The sequence below is a fragment of the Quisquiliibacterium transsilvanicum genome, assembly GCF_014202215.1.
Lineage (GTDB): Bacteria > Pseudomonadota > Gammaproteobacteria > Burkholderiales > Burkholderiaceae_E > Quisquiliibacterium > Quisquiliibacterium transsilvanicum.
In genome coordinates this window covers 106,729-127,043 of record NZ_JACHGB010000002.1, presented here as the reverse complement: position 1 = coordinate 127,043, position 20,315 = coordinate 106,729, and the positions used below count along the sequence as shown (strand labels likewise).

Sequence of the window (20,315 nt, the reverse complement as noted above, 5' to 3'; positions counted from 1 at the left end):
AAAGGCTTCGTTGCTCATGTCAGCGGTCCGGGCTACCGGCCGGCCCGGCCCACAGCCGAGAGAACTGGAAAGACAGTTCGCGGTGGTGCCGAATCGACAGCAGATGCACCAGGTGGCCCGGCGTCGCCACTGTGTACAGAATCAGGTAGTCCCCATGCGGGTACTCGCGCAGGCGATCGGCCGCACCCGCCGGGAATGCAGCGAGCTGCGCGAGTGCCTCGGCAGACTGCGGCGGCTGGTCCAGATAGCGCCGCCCGATGCGGGGGAAGCGCCGGAGATTGGGGATGACGGTGGTGCGGAGTTCGCCCAGCAGCCGGTCGTAGGCAGACGCCGCGTCCGCCTCGGTCAAGAAGGACTCGATCGCCGCCAGACGGTCCAGGAAGCTGGCCGTCAGTTCGACGCGAACGACGGGCTCAGCCACGTTTGCGCGCAGTCCCGCTGGCCTTCACCTTGCCCTTTGTGCCGGCCGGCGGCGTGCCGGCCCGCCGCGCCTGCAGCGCGGCAATGCCAGCATCCGCATCCTGGGTCCGCCCGGCTGCAATGTCCGCGAGGCCTCGCCGCGCGTCGTCGATCAACAGGAGGTGGATGCGCTCGCGCTCCAGGCGGTGGTAGTAGTCCAGGCGCTCAGCGTCGATGAGGGCGACATAGCTCTCGCCGTTCTTGGTGATGATCTTCTCGGCACCGGCCTTGACCTGCTCAGCCAGGTCGGACAGCGTGGCACGCGCCTGGGTGAACGGCACCACATCGCTCGCAGAGATTCCCATGGCACGTCCATCCGGTAGTTGCAGAATTCTGCGCAGTTTACGCGCTTCCGCGCGCAGCGGGAAGGCCGGATCGACCTGATAGCCATGCGCAGTCCCGCGGCGTCCTGGGTGCGCGCGCCCCTTCCCGGGACATCCTGCGCTCGTTGCTCCCCGTTTCAAGCTTCTGCCTCCGCACTCGCAAGCCGTAGTCGAGCACCACGAGCAACGCCGACTCGCAGGCTTCACCCAATGACAGCACCGGTGCCATCAAAGTGATCTACGCCTGGGATCCGAATCTGCATGATGCAGCCGACAACCACCTTATCGAGTCGGCGGTGGCGGCACAGGCCGATGCCATCGTGACGCGTAATCTGCGGGACGTTGCGCGGCTCTGCTCGACACGCTGGATCGGGCCGGCTGCGCTGGCGCAGGCCGCAGGAATTCCGCGCGCGCCGCCGATTCCATGTGCCACGCCGGGAAGCCAACGAAGCGTCCGGGACATCAGAAACAGAAAACCCCAGTCGAATCAACGATCTGGGGCTCTGTCTGGAACCGGCTGGGGCGTGCTGAAACGCCCCGGGCAGGTGTCACATATGGTCGATCATCACCTGCCCGAATCCCGAGCAGGACACCTGGGTGGAGCCTTCCAGCAGACGCGCGAAGTCATAGGTGACCTTCTTCGACAGGATCGACTTCTGCATAGAGTCGATGATCTTGTCGGCGGCCTCGACCCAGCCCATGTGGCGCAGCATCATCTCGGCCGAGAGGATCTCGGAGCCCGGGTTGACGTAGTCCTTGCCGGCGTACTTGGGGGCGGTGCCGTGGGTGGCCTCGAACATCGCGACCGAATCCGACAGGTTGGCGCCCGGCGCGATGCCGATGCCGCCGACCTGCGCGGCCAGCGCGTCGGAGATGTAGTCGCCGTTCAGGTTCAGCGTGGCGATCACGCTGTACTCGGCCGGCCGCAGCAGGATCTGCTGCAGGAAGGCGTCGGCGATGGCGTCCTTGACGATGATGTCGCGGCCGGTCTTCGGGTTCTTGAAGCTGCACCACGGGCCGCCGTCGATGAGCTTCGCACCGAACTCGTTCTGCGCCAGCGCGTAGCCCCAGTCGCGGAAGCCACCCTCGGTGTACTTCATGATGTTGCCCTTGTGCACCAGGGTGAGCGAGGGCTTGTCGTTGTCGATGGCGTACTGGATGGCCTTGCGGACCAGGCGCTCGGTGCCTTCGCGCGAAACCGGCTTGATGCCGATGCCCGAGGTCTCGGGGAAGCGGATCTTCTTGACCCCCATCTCCTTGATCAGGAAGTCGATGAGCTTCTGCGCGCCAGCGGAGCCCTGCTCCCATTCGATGCCGGCGTAGATATCCTCGGAGTTCTCTCGGAAGATCACCATGTCGGTCTTCTCGGGCTCCTTGACCGGCGACGGCACGCCCTTGAAGTACTGGATGGGACGCAGGCAGACGTAGAGATCGAGCTGCTGGCGCAGCGCGACGTTCAACGAGCGGATGCCGCCGCCGACCGGCGTGGTCAGCGGGCCCTTGATCGAGACAACGTAGTCCTTGAGGACTTCCAGCGTCTCTTCGGGCAGCCAGACGTCAGGACCATAGACCTTCGTGGACTTCTCGCCGGCGTAGATCTCCATCCAGTGGATCTTGCGCTTGCCGCCATATACCTTGGCCACCGCAGCATCCACGACCTTGATCATCACCGGGGTGATGTCGATGCCCGTGCCGTCACCCTCGATGTAGGGAATGATCGGATTGTCGGGTACCTGCAGAGAAAAGTCGGCATTTACCTTGATCTTTTCCCCGCCGGCCGGGACCTTGATGTGCTGGTACATGTGGAGTTTCCTGTCTGAGGTACTGCTGATACGGGAGGTCGGAGCCCTGCCCCGATTATGCCCGATCGCGCCCATCCGAAGCCATGCGATAGGCGCTAGCATGTCGGCATGAACGCCTTTCCGACACCATCGGGCCGCATCGCGGCCGCATTCCTGGTCATCGCCGCGCTGCTGGCGGCGGCCGCTTCGGCCTCCGCGCAAACCCAGGCGCAGGCGCCCCTGCCGCGCGTGGAGCTGCAGGCCGGCATCCACCTGATCAGCGCCGAGGTGGCGGCAGACGACCGCAGCCGGGCCAGGGGACTGATGTTCCGCGAGCACCTGGGGCCATCCGAGGGGATGCTGTTCGTGTTCGAGTCGCCGGGCAGCCAGTGCTTCTGGATGCGCAACACGAAGGTGCCGCTGTCGATCGCATTTCTGGCCGACGACGGCAGCATCGTCAACGTGGCGCGGATGCAGCCGATGAGCGAGGACAGCCACTGCTCGGCGCGGCCGGTCCGCTACGCCCTCGAGATGACCCAGGGCTGGTTCGAGAAACGCGGACTCGGCCCCGGGTCACGGCTGGCCGGACCCAAGGGGATGTTCGCCGGGCCGCGCTGAGCGGCAGCACCCCGCGGCGCCCGGTGCCGGAATCGATCGCTGGCCGAGGCGCCGGAGCTGCATAGCCCCGGCGGCCGGCGGCCAGGCAATCAGCCCTGGGCGGGCTGGGCGACGAAAATCTCGACGCGACGGTTCATCGCGCGGCCATCTGCGGTCGCGTTGTTGGCCACCGGCTCGCGCGAGCCGCGGCCTTCGACCGCGATGCGGCGGGCGTCGACGCCGCGCGCGACCAGGTAGCTGCGCACGCTGTCTGCGCGGTTATAGGAGAGCGGGTTGTTGACGGAGTCGCTGCCCGTGCTGTCGGTGTGACCGATGATGTTCACGGTGGTGCCGGGGTTGGCGTTCAGGCTCTGGGCGAAGCGGTCGAGGATCGGCCGCAGGTTCGACTTGATGTCGGCGCGGCCGGTGTCGAAGGAGACGTCGCTGGGCACGTCGAGCTTGAGCCGGTTGTCCGCCGTCTGGCTCACGCCGACACCGGTTCCCTGGGTGGCCTGCTCCATCTGGCGCTTCTGTTCTTCCATCTTCTGCGACCAGGCATAACCGCCGATCGCGCCCGCGCCAGCGCCGAGCACCGCGCCCTTTGCCGCGCCGCTCCTGCCGTCGACGGCAGCGCCCAGCACCGCACCCGCGATGGCGCCGATGCCGGCGCCCTTGGCGGTCTGGCTCTGGGTTTCGGACATGTTGGCGCAACCGGCGGCACCGATCGTTGCGGCCAGCGCGACGACGAGAAGTTTTTTGGACATGGGCAGGCTCCTTTGTCGCCGGTGGCGGCCGGGGCGGATCACGGGGCGAGCCCCGACGCGCCCGGCAGGCACCGACGGTTTCTATCGTTGATAGGAATTTTCATTATGCATCACGGCGCCGGCAGGCAGCCGGGCCGGCGCAGCGCGCCCGCCCGGCAAGCGGGCGGTCGCGCAAAAGGCAGGGTTCAGGCGAAATTCTTCGCCGCGAAGTCCCAGTTGGCGAGGCTGGCCAGGAAGGTCTCGACGAACTTCGGGCGCGCGTTGCGGTAGTCGATGTAGTAGGCGTGTTCCCAGACGTCGATCGTCAGCAGCGCCTTGTCGGCCGAGGTGAGCGTGGTGCCGGCGTTGCTGGTGTTGACGAGGTCGACCGAGCCGTCCGGCTTCTTGACCAGCCAGGTCCAGCCGGAGCCGAAGTTGCCGACCGCGCTCTTGGTGAAGGCCTCCTTGAAGGCGTCGAAGGAGCCCCACTTCGCCTTGATCGCGTCGGCCAGCGCGCCGGTGGGCTCGCCGCCGCCGCTGGGCTTCATGCTGTTCCAGAAGAACGAGTGGTTCCAGACCTGAGCCGCGTTGTTGAAAATCCCGCCCGACGACTTCCGGACGATGTCCTCGAGGCTGGCGTTCTCGAACTCGGTGCCCTTGATCAGGTTGTTCAGGTTCGTCGCGTAGGCCTGGTGATGCTTGCCGTAGTGATACTCGAAGGTCTCCTTCGAGATGTGCGGGGCAAGCGCGTCCATCGCATAGGGCAGCGGCGGCAGTTTGTGTTCCATGGCGTCGTCCTTGTTCGTTTGTTCGTTGGATCGTCCGGGGGCGGGAGTCGCGGTGCGCGACTCCCGCGAGAGCCCCGGTGGTGCAGCCAACGATTCTAGGCCACAAGCGGAATCCGGCCCAAACGCCACCCGGCTGCGGTCAGGGTCGGGAGCCGCTGGCGTCGCCGGACACGTCGACCTCGATCGCGCCTTCGGCCAGCAGCACGTCCAGGCGCTCGCCCGGCGACACCTGGGCGGGGCTGCGGACGATCTCGCCAGCCTCGCGCCGGACGATCGCATAGCCGCGGCCCAGCACGGCCTGTGGGCTGACCAGCTCGAGCTTGTGGACCAGCGCATCGGCGCGCTCGGAGCGCCGCTGCAGCGCCTGGAACTGGGCCCTGGCCAGGCGCGCGCACAGGCTTTCGAGCGCGCGGCCGTGCGCCTGGGTGTCCGGGGGACGCAGCAGGGACCAGGCCCTGGCGAGCCGCATCGCCGGACGATGCAACGCCGCAGCACCAGCAGCCGCGGCCCGGCGGGCGAGCCCGTCGAGGTGCCGGCCGCGCGCCTCCAGGTAGGCCGAAGGCGAGCGCAGCAGCCGGGTGGCGATGTCCACGCGCTGCTCGCGAAGCGCCTGCAGCCTCTGCTGGGTGCCCGACAGCTGCTGCGCTGCCCGCGCCACCCGCTGCAGCAGTTCCCGCCGATCCGGCACCGCCAGCGACGCGGCGGCGGTCGGCGTGGGCGCCCGCAGGTCGGCGACGAAATCGGCGATCGTGACGTCGCTCTCGTGCCCGACCCCGCAGACCACCGGGATCGGCGACGCAGCGACGGCGCGGGCGACCGCCTCGTCGTTGAAGGACCAGAGGTCCTCGATCGAGCCGCCGCCGCGCACCAGCAGCAGCACGTCGCACTCCGCCCTGCGGGCGGCGGCGCGCAAGGCGGCAACGATGCCGGCCGGCGCCTCCGCGCCCTGCACCGGCGTTGGATACACGATCACCGGCACCTGGGGCGCGCGGGCGGCCAGCGTGGCGAGAACGTCGCGCAGCGCGGCCGCCTGCAGCGAGGTCACCACCCCCACCCTGGCCGGCAGCGGCGGCAGCGCGCGCTTGCGGGCATCGTCCAGCAGCCCCTCGGCGCGCAGCTTTTCCTTGAGCTGCAGGAAGCGCTGGTACAGGTCGCCAGCGCCGGCGCGGCGCATCAGCTCGACGCCGAGCTGGAAATCGCCGCGCGGCTGGTACAGGCCGGCCAGCGCCCGCACCTCCACCCGGTCGCCTTCGCGCGGGGTGAAGCCCACGGCCTGCGCGCGCCCGCGGAACATGACGGCACGCACCTGGGCGCCGGAATCCTTGAGCGTGAAGTACCAGTGGCCGCTGGCTGCGCGCGTGAAATTGGAAATCTCCCCGGCCACCCACAGCGGCGGAATCGAGCGCTCGAGCAGCGAAGCAACCGCCCGGTTGAGCTCCGAAACGCTGAGAACGGCGTCGCCGCCAGGGCCTTCGCGGGGCGCGGAATCAGGCCCCATGCGGGCCGCCGCCATGAACCTGTCCACAAAGCCGCTCTGGGCGCAATTTCTTCCGGTCTAGACCGTCAGAACGACGTGAATTCGTCGAAGTCATTGATTTTGTTGGATTTTTCTATTGCCCGAATTTTCATCACCCGACCGAGAGCCAGATTTCATGCGGTTTTCGGGCCTGACCGGGTGGGATGTGCACATATTTATCCACAGCTTGTGTTGATAGATTCTACCGGCCGTCAGCCCGCCGGCCGCCAGCTTGCCGCTCGCCGTGTAAAACCCGGACAATGGCGCCAAGTCCAGCAGCCGCGGCCCCTCCACGCACCGCGGCCCTCCCGGGAGACCCCACCTTGTTTTCTCTGATCCAGGCGGCCGGATGGCCGATATGGTTCCTGATCGCCGCATCCATCGCGACGGTCGCACTGATCGTCGAGCGCTCGCTGTCGCTGCGCGCCAAGCGCGTGCTCCCGCCCCGTCTCCTCGACGACGTGCTGACCATGCACCGCAGCCGGCAGATCACCCCCGAGATGATCCAGCGCCTCGAGTCGAGCTCTCCCCTCGGGCGTGTGTTCGCCTCCGGGCTGCGGCAGGAGCTGGCGCCGCGCGACGTGATGAAGGAGGCGATGGAGGAGACCGGCCGCGGCGTGGCGCATGAGCTGGAACGCTACCTGTCGGCACTGGGCACCATCGCTTCGGTGGCGCCGCTGATGGGGCTGTTCGGCACGGTGGTGGGGATGATCGAGATCTTCGGCGCGCAGGCGCCGTCGGGAACCAACCCGCAGCAGCTGGCGCACGGCATTTCGGTGGCGCTCTACAACACCGCCTTCGCGCTGATCATCGCAATCCCGGCGATGATCGCCTACCGGCACTTCCGCGCTCGCATCGACAGCTACCTGGTGGAGATGGAGCAGCAGTCGCTGCGCATGATCGACACCATCCGCCTCGGGCAGGCCTCCGGCCTCGCATCCGAGGCGGTGGTGGACCAGGGCGCGGAAGCCGCGTCGCGGGCCGCCGGCCGCGTCCGGGTCGCAGCGCCCCGCACGGCTCCCGCCCCGAAGGGGGTGAAGCAGTGAACTTCCGGCGCGGGCTGCGCAGGGAAGAGCCCGAGATCAACCTGATCCCGCTCATCGACGTGCTGCTGGTGGTGCTGATCTTCCTGATGGTGACCACCACCTTCTCGAAGTTCACCGAGCTCCAGGTCAATCTGCCCTCGGCGGGCGCGGCGGCGCCGGACCAGCGCCCGCGCGAGATCGTGGTCGCCATCTCGGGCGACGGCCGCTACCAGCTGGACGACCGCGCGCTGCGCTTCGACTCTCCGGATGCGTTCGCGCGCGAACTGAAGCGGGCAGCCGAGGGCAGCGAGGAGGCGACGCTGGTGATCCACGCCGACGCCGGCGCCACCCACCAGTCGGTGGTCAACGTGCTCGAGTCCGCCCGCCTGGCGGGGCTGGCGCGGGTCACTTTCGCGGCGCAGGCGCCCGGCGGCGCGGCCAAAGCCGCCCGATGAGCCGCGCGCCGCAGGGCGCGACCGAAGCGCTGCGCGCCGCACTCGAGCGCCGGCTGCTGGCGCTGTGGTTTCCCGAGGGGCCGGACGCTCCGGCCCGCCCCGCCGGGAGCGGACTGCTGGCTGCGCTGCTCGGTCCGCTGGCCCGACTCACCGGGCGCGTGGCGCGTCGCCGCCGCGCGCAGGTGACGCATCGGCCGGCCGCGGCCCGCCCCGCGGTGATCGTGATCGGCAACCTGGTGGTCGGGGGCACCGGCAAGACGCCTGCGGCGATCGCGCTGGCCCGCGAGCTATCGCAGCGCGGCTGGCGCGTGGCCGCGCTGGCCGGCGGCTATCGCGCGGCCCGCAGCGACGCCCGCCTGGTGACGGCTGACGACGACGCCGCAGAGCACGGCGACGAGGCTGTGCTGCTGGCCGCCGCATCCGGTGTCCCGGTCGCGGCCGGCCGCCGGCGCGGCGACGCACTCGCCCTGCTCGAAGCGCTGATCCCTGCTCCGGAAGTGGTGGTCGCCGACGACGGACTCCAGCATCCGGGGCTTGCCCGCACCCTGGAAGTGGCGGTCTTCGACGCGCGCGGCGCCGGCAACGGCCGGCTGCTGCCCGCGGGCCCGCTGCGCGAACCGCTGGCGCACGCCTCCGGGATGGACGCACTGCTGCTCAACGGGGATGCCGCGCCGCCGCTGGCGGGCCTGCCCTGCTTCCGCTTCCGCGTCGAGCCGGCGCACTTCCGCCACCTGCTCGACGGGCGCCTGCTCGAACCGGACGCCTTCGCAGCGAAGGCCGCCGGGCGCCCGGTTGCAGCGCTGGCCGGAATCGCCCAGCCGGCGCGCTTCTTCGACACGCTGCGCGGGCTCGGCCTGGCAGCGCGCGAGCACCCGCTGCCGGACCACGCGCGGATCGCGCCCGCAACCCTTGCCGGCATCGATGGCCCGCTGGTCGTGATGACCTCGAAGGACGCCGTAAAATGCGCAGCCATCGCCGACGATCGCTGCTGGACCCTCGAGGTTGCCGCACGGATCGAACCGGCCTTCTACGACTGGATCGAGGAGCGGCTCCGTGGACAACCGATTGCTTGACATCCTGGTGTGCCCGATCTGCAAGGGCCCGCTGGAGCACCGCAGGGCCGATCGCGAGCTGATCTGCCCGCGCGACCGCCTCGCCTTCCCGATCCGCGACGACATCCCGGTGATGCTGGAGTCCGAGGCGCGCCGGCTCGACGCGTCGGCCCTGCCCGCGCCCGAAGCCTCCACGGGTCCCTCCAGCGAGACCCCGACCGGCACCGGCGGCCAGCCCAGGCTGTGACTCCCTTCGTTGCCCTGATCCCGGCACGGCTGGCCTCCACGCGCCTGCCGGACAAGCCGCTCGCCGACCTCGGCGGCCGGCCGATGGTGGTACGGGTGGCCGAGCGCGCGCTGGCCTCGGGCGCCCGGCGGGTGGTGGTGGCCGCCGACAGTCAGGCCATCCTGGACGCTGCAGGCGCGCATGGCATCGAATCCATCCTCACCCGGGCGGACCATCCCTCGGGCACCGACCGGCTGGCCGAAGCTGCTCGGCTGCTGGGCCTGGGCGACGACGAGATCGTGGTCAACGTGCAGGGCGACGAGCCGCTGATCCCTCCCGCGCTGGTCGCCGACGTTGCGGCCCTGCTGCAGGCCTCCGCCGGCAGCGCGATCGCCACCGCCGCCCACCCCATCACATCGGTCGACGAGTACCTGAACCCGAACGTGGTCAAGGTGGTCACCGACGCGCGGGGGCACGCAGCCTACTTCTCGCGCGCGCCGATCCCCTTCCACCGCGACGAGCTCCAGGGTTTCCCAGACAGGCTGCCGGCGCGGCTTCCGGCGGGTTTCGCCGGACATCCCCCGCTGCGCCACATCGGCCTCTATGCCTACCGCGTCGCCTTCCTGCGCGCCTACCCGGGGCTGGCGCAGTCGCCGCTGGAGCGCTTCGAATCACTCGAACAGCTGCGAGCGCTCTGGCACGGCTACCGGATCGCGGTGCTGCACGCCGCCGAGGCGCCGCCCGCAGGCGTGGACACCCCGGAGGATCTCGCCCGCGTGCGGCGCGCCTTCGCCCGCCCGGACGCTGACTGACACGTTAGCGGGGCGCCGGGTTTGACCGGCGCCGCTCTTTGAAGTTACCTTTCGCGGTCTGCCGCCCGACGGCGGCCGGGCGCGGGCCATCGCGCCCCGGGGCGTGGCCCCTTCCTCAACGATTCCTTCCAGGTCCACTCCATGCGTTTGATTCTGCTCGGGGCGCCGGGTGCCGGCAAAGGCACGCAGGCCGCCTTCATCAAGGACAAGTACGGCATTCCCCAGATTTCCACCGGCGACATGCTGCGCGCCGCGGTGAAGGCGGGAACGCCGCTCGGGCTGGCCGCCAAGAAGGTCATGGACGCGGGCGGCCTGGTGTCGGACGACATCATCATCGGCCTCGTCAAGGACCGTCTGCGCGAGCCCGACTGCGCCAGCGGTTACCTGTTCGACGGCTTCCCCCGCACGATCCCGCAGGCAGATGCCATGAAGGACGCCGGCGTCTCGATCGACTACGTGCTCGAGATCGACGTTCCCGACTCGGACATCATCGACCGCATGAGCGGACGGCGCGTGCACCCCGCCAGCGGCCGCACCTATCACGAGAAGTTCAACCCGCCGAAGGTGGCGGGCAAGGACGACCTCACCGGCGAAGACCTGGTGCAGCGCGACGACGACCGCGAAGAGACCGTGCGCAAGCGGCTCGAGGTCTATCACGCCCAGACCCGCCAGCTGGTCGACTACTACGGCCAGTGGGCCCAGGGCGGCGCGCCGGGCGCGCCGAAGTACCGCAAGATTTCGGGCGTGGGCAGCGTCGACGAGATTCGCGAGCGCGCGTTCGCCGCGCTGGGCTGAGCCCGCCGCGCCCGCTTCCGCCGGGCGCAGACCTCCCCTTCTTCCCCGCGGGGGGCACTCCGGGCTCGCCCCGCGAGCCCGCTGCCGCACCCGCTGCAAGGCAAAGCGGACCGCCCCCTTCGCATCAGGGCTTGACCCTGCTTGCCAGCCCCCCGGCGTGCCGGTGAGAATCCTCCGCAGTCTGGTCGCAGTCCGCTTCCAACACTAACAGTCTCTGGAGGACTCTCGATGTCAGCAGCCTCGAATACGGGCTTGTGGTTCGCGTTGATATGTGGCGCGGTGGCGGTGCTCTACGGCATCGTCACCAGCCGGTCCATCCTGGCCTTGCCGGCGGGCAATGCCCGAATGCAGGAAATCGCCGCGGCGATCCAGACCGGCGCCAAGGCCTACCTGAACCGCCAGTACCGCACGATCGGCATCGTGGGCCTGGTCCTCTTCATCGCCATCTGGCTGGTGCCCGGCCTGGGCATGCTCACTGCGGTGGGCTTCGCGGTCGGCGCCATCCTGTCGGGTGCGGCCGGCTACATCGGCATGAACGTCTCGGTGCGCGCCAACGTGCGCACCACGCAGGCCGCGACGCAGGGACTGAACGCCGCGCTCGACGTCGCCTTCAAGGGCGGCGCCATCACCGGGATGCTGGTGGTGGGCCTGGGCCTGCTGGGCGTGGCCGGCTACTACGCGCTGCTCACCGGCGGCGTCAGCGACCCCGCGAATCTGCATGAGGCGCTCAAGCCGCTGATCGGCCTGGCCTTCGGCTCGTCGCTGATCTCCATCTTCGCCCGGCTCGGCGGCGGCATCTTCACCAAGGGCGCCGACGTCGGCGCCGACCTGGTCGGCAAGGTCGAGGCCGGCATTCCCGAGGACGATCCGCGCAACCCGGCGGTGATCGCCGACAACGTGGGCGACAACGTCGGCGACTGCGCCGGCATGGCGGCCGACCTGTTCGAGACCTACGCTGTCACGCTGATCGCGACGATGCTGCTCGGCGCCCTGATGGTGACCGGTGCGCAGGCGCAGGCGGTGATGTACCCGCTGGTGCTCGGCGGGTTCTCGATCATCGCTTCGATCGTCGGCTGCTTCTTCGTGAAGGCCTCGCCGGGCCAGAAGATCATGACCGCCCTCTACAAGGGCCTGATCGTTGCCGGCGTGCTGGCCACCGTGGTCGCCTGGCCGCTCACCTCCTGGGTGTTCGGCGACGCTGACCTCTCCGCCAGCGGCCTGTCGGTGATGAAACTGTGGCTGTGCGTGGTCGTGGGCATGGTGCTCACCGGGCTGATCGTCTGGGTCACCGAGTACTACACCGGCACCGAGTACAAGCCGGTGCGCTATGTCGCCCAGGCCTCGACCACCGGCCACGGCACCAACATCATCGCCGGCCTCGCCGTGTCGATGAAGTCCACCGCCTGGCCGGTGCTGATGGTGTGCGCCGCGATCATGTCGTCCTACGCGTTCGGCGGCCTGTATGGCATCGCGATCGCAGCCACGTCGATGCTGTCGATGGCCGGCATCGTCGTCGCCCTCGACGCCTACGGCCCGATCACCGACAACGCCGGCGGCATCGCCGAGATGGCGAACCTGCCCGACTCGGTGCGCGACATCACCGACCCGCTCGACGCGGTGGGCAACACCACGAAGGCGGTCACCAAGGGCTACGCGATCGGCTCGGCCGGCCTGGCTGCGCTGGTGCTGTTCGCCGATTACACGCACGGCCTGGAGTCGGTGGGTCTGCCGGTGAAGTTCGACCTGTCCGATCACATGGTGATCGTCGGCCTGATCATCGGCGGCCTGATCCCCTACCTGTTCGCTGCGATGGCGATGGAGGCCGTGGGCCGTGCCGCGGGCTCGGTGGTGGAGGAGGTGCGCCGCCAGTTCCGCGAGATCAAGGGAATCATGGAGGGCAAGGCCAAGCCCGACTACACCAAGGCCGTGGACCTGCTCACCGGCGCCGCGATCAAGGAGATGATGATCCCCTCGCTGCTGCCGGTGGTCGTGCCCATCCTGGTGGGCGTGTTCCTCGGCCCGGTGGCCTTGGGCGGCGTGCTGATGGGCACCATCGTCACTGGCCTGTTCGTCGCCATCTCGATGTGCACCGGCGGCGGCGCGTGGGACAACGCCAAGAAGTACATCGAGGAAGGCAACCACGGCGGCAAGGGCTCCGAAGCGCACAAGGCGGCGGTCACCGGCGACACCGTGGGCGACCCCTACAAGGACACGGCCGGCCCGGCGATCAACCCGCTCATCAAGATCATCAACATCGTGGCGCTGCTGCTGGTGCCGCTGATGGGCGTGATCCACGGCACCGGCGCCACGGCGCCGGCGGCCGGCCACGGCGCCGCCCCCGCGGCGGTGACCGCTCCGGCGGCGGGCGCGCCGGCCGCGGCGACTGCCGCCGCGCCGGCAGCGGCTGCAGTGACCGAGGTGGACACCGCCCCGCAGCTGCTCACCGGAGCCGGCTACCCCGAGACGGTGAGCGTGTTCTTCGACACCGGCGCCGCAGCGCTGCCGGCCGACGCCAAGGCGCAGCTGGAGAAACTGGCCGAGTGGGCGAAGGCCAACGCAAGCGGAAAGCTCGGCCTGTCGGGTTATCACGACGCCAGCGGCGACCCCGCCGTGAACGCCCAGCTCGCCAAGCAGCGCGCACTCGCTGCGCGTGCCGCGCTGGTGGAATCCGGAGTCGGCGAAGGCCAGCTCGTCATGGTCAGGCCCCAGCAGGCCGAAGCCGGTGCAGCCGACGACCGGATGGCCAGGCGCGTGGACGTCTATCCCGCGCAGTAACCGACCTGCACGGCCCGGACGAAGTCCGGGCCTTCGCGGTTCGACGGGGCGGCCTTTGCCGCCCCGTTTCGCTTTCTCGCCGGCCCACCGGCGCCCCCACGCGATTGGGTACACTTGCCGGGTTTCCGGATTCGGGTCCAACAACCAAGGGAGAGCAGCGAATGGATGTCAAAGGCAACGTCGTCATCGTCACCGGTGGCGCATCCGGCCTGGGCGGCGCGACCAGCAAGCGCATCGTCGGTGCGGGCGGCATGGTGGTGATCGCGGACGTGAACGAGCAGGCAGGCGAAGCGTTCGCCAAGGAGCTCGGCTCCAGCGCGAAGTTCGTCAAGTGCGATGTCACCTCCGAAGCGGATGCGCAGGCAGCAGTCGCCGCCGCCACTGCGATGGGCAAGCTGGTCGGCCTGGTCAACTGCGCCGGCATCGGCGCCGCCGCCAAGACCGTCGGCAAGGACGGCCCCTATCCGCTGGACAAGTTCACCCGGGTCGTGCAGGTCAACCTGATCGGCACCTTCAACATGCTGCGCCTGGCAGCCGCGGCGATGGTGAGCAACGAGCCCAACGTCGAGGGTGAGCGCGGCGTGATCGTCAACACCGCGTCGGTCGCCGCCTTCGACGGCCAGATCGGCCAGGCCGCCTACTCGGCTTCGAAGGCCGGCGTGGCCGGCATGACGCTGCCGATCGCCCGCGACCTCTCGCGCGAGGGCGTGCGCGTGAACACCATCGCCCCCGGCCTGTTCCTCACGCCGATGCTGATGAGCCTGCCCCCGGCAGCCCAGGAGTCGCTCGGCAAGCAGGTGCCCTTCCCCTCGCGCCTCGGGCGTCCGGACGAGTACGCAATGCTGGTCCAGCAGATCTTCGAGAACCCGATGATCAACGGCGAAACCATTCGCCTGGACGGCGCCATCCGCATGGCGCCGAAGTGATGCGCGACCGGCACTGAGCGAGGCAGCACCCGAAGGGCCGCGATGCGGCCCTTCTCGTCACCCGAGCAGCCGCTCCACCCAGCGTCCCAGCGCCAGCAGCCGCGCATCCGCGTCGCGCGCGCCCACCAGCTGCAACGACGCCGGCAGGCCCTCGGCCTCGCCCATCGGCAGGCTCAGCGCCGGCAGGCCCACCAGGCTGAACGGCAGCGTCTGCCCGAGCACCGCCTCGCGCGCGCTCATCGTCGCGCCGGCGGCCACTTCCACCTCGAGCTGGCCGCGCAGCGGCGGGGGCACCGGCGAGGTTGGCAGCACCAGCGCGTCGAAGCCCGCCAGGGCCCGGTCCAGGCCAGTGCGCACCTGCTCGCGCACCCGCATCGCCTCGAAGTAGTCGACCGCGGCGATGCCCGCGCCGTCCCGCAGCGGCGCCAGCACCATCTCCGAGAAGCCCTCACCGCCTGCCGCCAGCGCAGCGCGATGCACATAGGCCGCCTCCGCGCGCACGATCGGCGTGTAGCAGGTCCAGGCGAGCGGCAGCGGCGGAATCGTCACGGTCTCGATCTGCGCGCCGCTGGCCCGCAGCCGCGCCAGCATCTCCTCGAAGCGCGCCGCCACCGACGGCGCCATCCGCGGCGCCAGCCAGCCGGCCGGAACGGCCAGCCGCGGCGTGCGCGGCACCATGCCGTGGTCGGTGCGCCGCGCAGCCATCGCCTCGAAAAGCAGCGCGCAGTCGTCGACGCTGCGCGCCAGCGGGCCGGCGTGGTCGCAGGTCCACGACAGCGGCAGCGCGCCTGTCAGGGGGATCGCGCCGAAGCTGGGCTTGAACCCTGCGACGCCGCAGAACGCCGCCGGGATGCGCACCGAGCCGCCGGTGTCGCTGCCCACCGCGCCCATGCCGATGCCGGTGGCCACTGCCACTGCGGCGCCGCTGGAGGAGCCGCCGGCCTGCCGGGCCGGGTCGCGCGGATTGCGCACGTCGCCAGTCCAGCGGTTCTCGCCGGTGGCCCCGAGCGCAATCTCATGCATGTTGGTCTTGGCGAACACCAGCGCCCCGGCCGCGCGCAGGCGCGCGACGAGTTCCGCTTCGGCCGCGCCGAGGCCGGGCAGCGCGGCGCGCGTTCCGGCCCGCATGGGCATCCCGCGCACGCTGAACAGATCCTTCACCGACACCGGGATGCCGTGCAGCGGGCCGCGCAGCCGCCCCGCGCGCGCCTCGACGTCGAGCGCGTGCGCGGCCTGCGCGCTGGCGTCCCAGTCCACCCAGGCCAGCGCGTTGAGCGACGCGTGCGCTTCGGCGGCCAGCCGCGCCGATTCCAGCAGCTGCCCGCATGAAACCGAGCCGGCGGCGACTGCCGCCACGGTGTCACGGATGGATGCGCTGGTCATTTCGCGTTCCTCGCTCGAAGCCCTCGTCGCTACGCTACCATGCCTCGCAGGCCGCATTGGGGGAGACGCCATGGGCATGGAACACAGGGCACTGCGGGGCGGCCGGCTGAAGGCCGGCGCGTATGACGAGCACAGCCAGCGGCTGGAGCTGTGCTTCGTCGATGGCAGCGTCCGCGTCTACAAGTCGGTGCCGGCGGAGGTGTGGCGCAGGCTGCTGGCGGCGCCGAATCCGGCCAGTTATCTCGAGGACCGGATCGCCGAGGAGTACCCGCTGGAGCGCGGCAGCGCCGCCGCCGACCCGGAGGCGAAGGCGCGCCTCGACGCGCTGTTCGGGACGCCGCCGGCGAAGGACTGATCGCCGCCGGCGAAGGACTGATTGCCGGCGACGAAGAACCGGTGGTTGCCGGCGCGTGCGTCAGTCGGGCTCCATCCCGGTGGCGCGCATCATCGCGCGGTACTCGTCGTTCTGCTCCTTCGTGAAGACGGCGAGCCGCTCGGGCGTCGAGCCCACGAAGACGAACGCCTGCTTCTCGAGCGTGGCCTGCACTTCCGGGCGCTGCGCCGCAGCGAGGAACTCCTGGTTGATCCGATCGACGATCGCGCGCGGCATCTTCGCCGGTCCGTAGAGCGCGGCCCAAGAGGTGATCGAGAAGGCAGGCATGCCGGCCTCGGCGAGCGTCGGCACCTCCGGCAGCACCGGGCTGCGCTTCGTCGTGATCACCGCGAGCGCGCGCAGCTTCCCGTCGCGGATATGCGGCACCGAGGTTCCGGCGGACACCACCATGACCTGCACGCGTCCGGCGATCAGGTCGACCAGCGCCTGCGGCTCGCCCTTGTACGGGACGTGGACCATCCGGATGCCGCCCAGATGCATGAACTGCGCGGTGGACATGATGCCGGTGGTGTTGCCGGTCGCGTAGTTCAGGGTGCCGGGGTTGGCCTTGGCGTACTGGAGCAGTTCGGCGACGGTCTTCACCGGCACGCTCGGATGGACGACGACGAAGAAGGTGTAGCGGCCGATGTCGGCGATCGGCGTGAAATCGCGGATGGGATCGTACGGCGGGTTCTTGCGCATCGCCGGCGCGACTGCCATCGGGCTGTTGGTCGCGAAGAACAGCGTGTAACCGTCGGAGGGAGCGCGCATCACCTCGGTGCCGGAGATCGCGCCGTCGGCCCCTGCCTTGTTCTCGACCACCACCGGCTGGCCGAGCGACTGCGAGACCGCGCCGCCGAACGCGCGCGCGATCGTGTCGGTGGCAGAACCGGGCGGGAATGGCACCACCAGCCTGATCGGCTTGGTTGGCCAGGACTGGGCGGAAGCCGCCATCGCGGCGACCCCCAGCAAGAGCGCGGTCAGCAGTTTCTTCATTTCCCTCGTCCCCTCTCGATGTGGCCCGCCTGCGCGACGCGTCAGAAGCCCGCGAGCGTGAACTTGCCTGTTGTATGACCCGATTCGACCATCCGGTGCGCCTCCCGCAGGGTCGCTGCGTCGATGCGCCCGAGCGTGCGCGCGTGCGTGCCGACGACCAGCCCGGCGTCGACCAGCCCCGCCACCTCGTTCAGCAGGCGGCCCTGCTCGGCCATGTCCGGCGTCTCGAAGCTGGAGCGGGTGAACATCGCCTCCCAGTGCAGCGATGCGCAGCGTCCCTTGAGCAGGCGCGCGTCGAGCGGCGCCTCGGGATCGTCGATCACGCAGATCCGGCCCTGCGGAGCGACTGCCTTTGCAAGCTCCGGGAAGTGCAGGTGCGTGTGCGAGATGCTGAAGATCCGCTCGGCCCAGCGGATTCCGGCTGCCCGCAGCCCCTCCGAGAGCGGCTCCCGGTGGTCGATCACCAGATGCGCCCCGAGCCGCAGCGCCTGCTCGCGCGACTCCGGCCGCGAGGCGGTGGCGACGACGCGCGCGCCGCTCAGGCGCCGCGCCAGCTGGATCGCGATCGAGCCCACGCCGCCGCCGCCGGCAGTGATCAGCAGCGTGCCCTGGTCGTGCGGCTTGCCCAGCCGCAGCTGCAGCCGGTCGAAGAGCGCCTCCCAGGCGGTGATCGCGGTCAGGGGCATCGCTGCCGCCTGTGCGAAATCGAGCGAGCGCGGCTTGCGGCCGACGATGCGCTCGTCGACCAGGTGGAGCTCGGCGTTCGTCCCGGGGCGCATGCGCGAGCCGGCGTACCAGACTTCGTCGCCGGGCGCGAACAGCGTGACCTCCGGACCGACCGCCTCGACGACGCCAGCCGCGTCGTAGCCGAGCACGCGCTGGCCGCCCGCGCCCTGCCCGACGCCGCGCTCCGGGCCGTCGCCCGGCGGCACGTTGCGGCGCACTTTCGTGTCGACCGGATTGACCGACACCGCGAGCACCCGCACCAGCAGGTCGCGTCCGGTGGCGACCGGGTCGGGCAGCTCGACATCGACGAGGCAGCCCGGATCGGTAACGGGAAGGCAGGCGCGCTGCACGACGGCTTTCAAGGCGACCCTCTCATTGGCTTCGAGACCGGTCACGACTGACCGCGGGCGGGCTCGTCCGCAGGTCCGGAACCCCGGCGCGCAGGACGCCATCGGCAGCCTGCGTCCCATGCAATCTACCAGAGCGGGCTGGCGCGTCATCCCGGGGAAACCCCCCGTGCGACGGCGCGCGCGCTTGCCGCGGGACGCCCGGCGTGCGCACAATCGCGGCCTCACGATGGGCATGCCGTCGTCCCTCCACAACCGCGGCTTCGAGATGAGCATGCCATCCACCCTTCCCGATCGCCGACCCGACTCGGTGCCGCTGCGCCTGGCGATCTTCTGCCGTGTCGTCGACAACTACGGCGATGCGGGCGTGTGCTGGCGGCTCGCCCGCCAGCTCGCCATGGAGCACCGGATGCCGGTCGACCTCTGGATCGACCGGCCGCAGATCCTGGCGGCGATCGCCCCGGTCCGCGGGCCCGGCCCGGCCGAAGGCGTGACCGTTCGCGCCTGGCACGACGCGGCAGGCCTCGACGGCGGCGAGCAGGTCGTGGTGTCGGCCTTCGGCTGCGAGCTGCCCCCGCCAGTACGGCGCCGGCTCGCCGCGCCCGGCGCGCCGCTGTGGGTGAACCTCGAGTACCTGAGCGCTGAAGACTGGGTCGACGGCTGCCACGGCCTTGCGTCGACCCGGCCGGCCGACGGCGCCATCGAGCACTTCTTCTACCCGGGCTTCGGCGAGGCCACCGGCGGGCTGCTGCGCGAAGCTGGCCTGCTCGCTGACCGCGACCGTTTCCTGGCGCAGGGCGGCCCGCAGCGCTGGCTCGAAGATCGCGGCCTCGCGCCGACGCCCGGCCCGCGCACCGCCTCGCTGTTCTGCTACCCGGACGCACCGGTCGAGGCGTGGCTCGGACTGCTCGCTGCGGGATCGGCGCCCTGGCAGGTGCTCGTGCCGGAAGGCACCGCCGACGCCGCGGTGAGCGCCTTCCTCGGCGGCCCGCTCGCAGCCGGCGGCACCGCGCGGCGCGGCGCGCTCACGCTGCACCGGTTCGAGCTGCTCCCCCAGGAGGAGTACGACCGCCTGCTCTGGAGCTGCGACCTGAATTTCGTGCGCGGCGAAGACTCCTGGGTGCGCGCGCACTGGGCCGGACGGCCCTTCGTCTGGCAGCCCTATCCGCAGGATGCGCAGACCCGGCGCACCAAGCTCGACGCCTTCCTGGCGCGCTTCGCACAGCAGGCCGGAACGATCGACGAGGCCGCGGAGCTGATGCGCGCATGGGGACCCGTCAGCACTGATGACCTGGAGGCCCCGCAGGAGAGGGCACCGTCGGAGGGGGCTCCGTCGAGGGAGGCTCCGTGTCGGAAGGCCCAGCCGGCGCCGGCGCCCGGCCTGCCAGTCGCCCGTGCCTGGCCGCGCTTCGAGGCCGCGCTGCCGCGCATGGAGGGCGCCTACCGGCGCTGGACAGGCCATCTCGCCGCGCAGGACGATCTCGCAACGCGGCTACTCGCCTTCTGCCGGGACAGGCTATAATTTACGGTTTAGCCAGCGCGGCCGCATCTGGGCGAACCCCTCGCCCTCCCCACCAAATCACCAAATGGCGGGTGAACGGCGGGTCCGCCAGCCAGGCAACGAGGAAATCCCAGATGAAGATCGCCCAGGAACTGCGCACCGGCAACGTCGTGATGATCGGCAAGGATCCGATGGTCGTGCAGAAGGCAGAGTTCAACAAGTCCGGCCGCAACTCTGCGGTCGTGAAGATGAAACTGAAGAACCTGCTGAACGGCTCGGCCACCGAGTCTGTCTACAAGGCCGACGAGAAGTTCGACGTGCTGATGCTGGACAAGCGGGAAGTCACCTACTCGTACTTCGCAGACCCGATGTACGTGTTCATGGATGCCGAGTACAACCAGTTCGAGATCGAGGGCGAGAGCATGGGGGACGTGCTCAATTACCTCGACGAGGGCATGCCCTGCGAGGTCACCTTCTATGAAGGCCGCGCCATCTCGGTCGAGATGGCCAACAGCGTGGTCCGCGAGGTCGAGTACACCGAGCCCGCCGTCAAGGGCGACACCTCCGGCAAGGTGCTCAAGCCGGCCCGCATCAAGCCCACCGGCTTCAGCATCCAGGTGCCCGCTTTCGTCAACATCGGCGACAAGATCGAGATCGACACCCGCACCGCCGAGTACAAGAACCGCGTGAAGGGCTGAGGCTTCGCCGGGGCGTCC

Annotated in this window: 21 protein-coding genes and 1 pseudogene; 13 read left to right on the top strand and 9 right to left on the bottom strand. The window is 70.0% G+C overall.

The features are described from left to right. Window positions 1–19 precede the first annotated feature (19 nt). Entirely contained in the window at window positions 20–421 is a 402-nt protein-coding gene (locus HNQ70_RS04010) for a type II toxin-antitoxin system RelE/ParE family toxin (protein WP_183964521.1), read from the bottom strand. Next, window positions 414–764, bottom strand: coding sequence for a type II toxin-antitoxin system Phd/YefM family antitoxin (locus HNQ70_RS04005; protein WP_183964519.1), 351 nt, complete (start codon window positions 762–764; stop codon window positions 414–416). Before HNQ70_RS04005 ends, HNQ70_RS04010 begins: the two co-directional genes overlap by 8 nt. 251 nt (window positions 765–1,015) lie before the next feature. On the opposite strand from HNQ70_RS04005, the pseudogene HNQ70_RS20585 reads away from it, so the two are divergent. Beyond that, a pseudogene (locus tag HNQ70_RS20585) lies at window positions 1,016–1,105 on the top strand (PIN domain-containing protein); the annotation flags it as partial. Between the two features lie 225 nt (window positions 1,106–1,330). On the opposite strand, the gene icd reads toward HNQ70_RS20585, so the two are convergent. Continuing rightward, window positions 1,331–2,584, bottom strand: coding sequence for an NADP-dependent isocitrate dehydrogenase (gene icd / locus HNQ70_RS04000; RefSeq protein ID WP_183964517.1), 1,254 nt, complete (start codon window positions 2,582–2,584; stop codon window positions 1,331–1,333). A 108-nt stretch (window positions 2,585–2,692) separates the two neighbouring features. Between icd and HNQ70_RS03995 the strand changes: the two genes are divergently transcribed. Next, a complete protein-coding gene (locus HNQ70_RS03995) occupies window positions 2,693–3,181 on the top strand; it encodes a DUF192 domain-containing protein (protein WP_183964515.1) in 489 nt (162 codons plus the stop codon). A gap of 89 nt (window positions 3,182–3,270) precedes the next feature. Here HNQ70_RS03995 and HNQ70_RS03990 read toward each other — a convergent pair whose 3' ends face one another. The 3 genes from HNQ70_RS03990 to xseA form a co-directional block, all read right to left on the bottom strand. Further along, complete coding sequence (locus tag HNQ70_RS03990) at window positions 3,271–3,924, bottom strand: YiaD family glycine zipper/OmpA-like lipoprotein (RefSeq protein ID WP_183965453.1); 654 nt, start codon at window positions 3,922–3,924, stop codon at window positions 3,271–3,273. A gap of 185 nt (window positions 3,925–4,109) precedes the next feature. Next, on the bottom strand, window positions 4,110–4,691 hold the full coding sequence (sodB, locus tag HNQ70_RS03985; RefSeq protein ID WP_183964513.1) for a superoxide dismutase [Fe]: 582 nt from the start codon (window positions 4,689–4,691) through the stop codon (window positions 4,110–4,112). 139 nt (window positions 4,692–4,830) lie between these two features. Continuing rightward, complete coding sequence (gene xseA / locus HNQ70_RS03980) at window positions 4,831–6,189, bottom strand: exodeoxyribonuclease VII large subunit (protein WP_183964511.1); 1,359 nt, start codon at window positions 6,187–6,189, stop codon at window positions 4,831–4,833. Between the two features lie 341 nt (window positions 6,190–6,530). On the opposite strand from xseA, the gene HNQ70_RS03975 reads away from it, so the two are divergent. From HNQ70_RS03975 to HNQ70_RS03940, 8 genes are all read left to right on the top strand, one after another. Beyond that, window positions 6,531–7,253 (top strand): MotA/TolQ/ExbB proton channel family protein, encoded by a 723-nt coding sequence (locus HNQ70_RS03975; RefSeq protein ID WP_183964509.1) that lies wholly within the window; start codon window positions 6,531–6,533, stop codon window positions 7,251–7,253. Next, on the top strand, window positions 7,250–7,687 hold the full coding sequence (locus HNQ70_RS03970) for a biopolymer transporter ExbD (RefSeq protein ID WP_183964507.1): 438 nt from the start codon (window positions 7,250–7,252) through the stop codon (window positions 7,685–7,687). Before HNQ70_RS03975 ends, HNQ70_RS03970 begins: the two co-directional genes overlap by 4 nt. Then, window positions 7,684–8,760, top strand: coding sequence for a tetraacyldisaccharide 4'-kinase (gene lpxK, locus HNQ70_RS03965; RefSeq protein WP_183964505.1), 1,077 nt, complete (start codon window positions 7,684–7,686; stop codon window positions 8,758–8,760). Before HNQ70_RS03970 ends, lpxK begins: the two co-directional genes overlap by 4 nt. After that, window positions 8,741–8,986 carry a Trm112 family protein gene (locus HNQ70_RS03960; RefSeq protein ID WP_183964503.1) on the top strand — a complete coding sequence of 82 codons (246 nt, stop codon included), beginning with the start codon at window positions 8,741–8,743 and terminating at the stop codon, window positions 8,984–8,986. The genes lpxK and HNQ70_RS03960 overlap by 20 nt, the downstream gene beginning before the upstream one ends. Further along, complete coding sequence (gene kdsB / locus HNQ70_RS03955; RefSeq protein ID WP_183964501.1) at window positions 8,983–9,777, top strand: 3-deoxy-manno-octulosonate cytidylyltransferase; 795 nt, start codon at window positions 8,983–8,985, stop codon at window positions 9,775–9,777. Before HNQ70_RS03960 ends, kdsB begins: the two co-directional genes overlap by 4 nt. Before the next feature lie 141 nt (window positions 9,778–9,918). Then, complete coding sequence (gene adk / locus HNQ70_RS03950) at window positions 9,919–10,572, top strand: adenylate kinase (protein WP_183964499.1); 654 nt, start codon at window positions 9,919–9,921, stop codon at window positions 10,570–10,572. A gap of 228 nt (window positions 10,573–10,800) precedes the next feature. Beyond that, window positions 10,801–13,347: a sodium-translocating pyrophosphatase gene (locus HNQ70_RS03945; protein ID WP_183964497.1), complete on the top strand. Its 2,547-nt coding sequence runs from the start codon at window positions 10,801–10,803 to the stop codon at window positions 13,345–13,347. A 161-nt stretch (window positions 13,348–13,508) separates the two neighbouring features. Further along, the gene (locus HNQ70_RS03940) at window positions 13,509–14,273 is read left to right on the top strand and encodes a 3-hydroxyacyl-CoA dehydrogenase (protein WP_183964495.1); all 765 of its coding nucleotides are present in this window, start codon (window positions 13,509–13,511) and stop codon (window positions 14,271–14,273) included. Window positions 14,274–14,330: 57 nt separating this feature from the next. Here the strand turns inward: HNQ70_RS03940 and HNQ70_RS03935 are convergent, their stop codons facing one another. Beyond that, the gene (locus HNQ70_RS03935) at window positions 14,331–15,656 is read right to left on the bottom strand and encodes an amidase (protein ID WP_183964493.1); all 1,326 of its coding nucleotides are present in this window, start codon (window positions 15,654–15,656) and stop codon (window positions 14,331–14,333) included. 76 nt (window positions 15,657–15,732) lie between these two features. Here HNQ70_RS03935 and HNQ70_RS03930 point away from each other — a divergent pair, with 76 nt between their 5' ends. Further along, complete coding sequence (locus tag HNQ70_RS03930) at window positions 15,733–16,011, top strand: KTSC domain-containing protein (protein ID WP_183964491.1); 279 nt, start codon at window positions 15,733–15,735, stop codon at window positions 16,009–16,011. A 60-nt stretch (window positions 16,012–16,071) separates the two neighbouring features. Here HNQ70_RS03930 and HNQ70_RS03925 read toward each other — a convergent pair whose 3' ends face one another. Beyond that, the gene (locus HNQ70_RS03925) at window positions 16,072–17,025 is read right to left on the bottom strand and encodes a Bug family tripartite tricarboxylate transporter substrate binding protein (RefSeq protein WP_183964489.1); all 954 of its coding nucleotides are present in this window, start codon (window positions 17,023–17,025) and stop codon (window positions 16,072–16,074) included. Window positions 17,026–17,066: 41 nt separating this feature from the next. Next, complete coding sequence (locus HNQ70_RS03920) at window positions 17,067–18,113, bottom strand: zinc-binding alcohol dehydrogenase family protein (RefSeq protein ID WP_183964487.1); 1,047 nt, start codon at window positions 18,111–18,113, stop codon at window positions 17,067–17,069. A gap of 220 nt (window positions 18,114–18,333) precedes the next feature. Here HNQ70_RS03920 and earP point away from each other — a divergent pair, with 220 nt between their 5' ends. Continuing rightward, window positions 18,334–19,620: an elongation factor P maturation arginine rhamnosyltransferase EarP gene (gene earP / locus HNQ70_RS03915; RefSeq protein WP_221302638.1), complete on the top strand. Its 1,287-nt coding sequence runs from the start codon at window positions 18,334–18,336 to the stop codon at window positions 19,618–19,620. A 113-nt stretch (window positions 19,621–19,733) separates the two neighbouring features. Then, on the top strand, window positions 19,734–20,297 hold the full coding sequence (efp, locus tag HNQ70_RS03910; RefSeq protein ID WP_183964483.1) for an elongation factor P: 564 nt from the start codon (window positions 19,734–19,736) through the stop codon (window positions 20,295–20,297). Window positions 20,298–20,315: the final 18 nt, after the last annotated feature.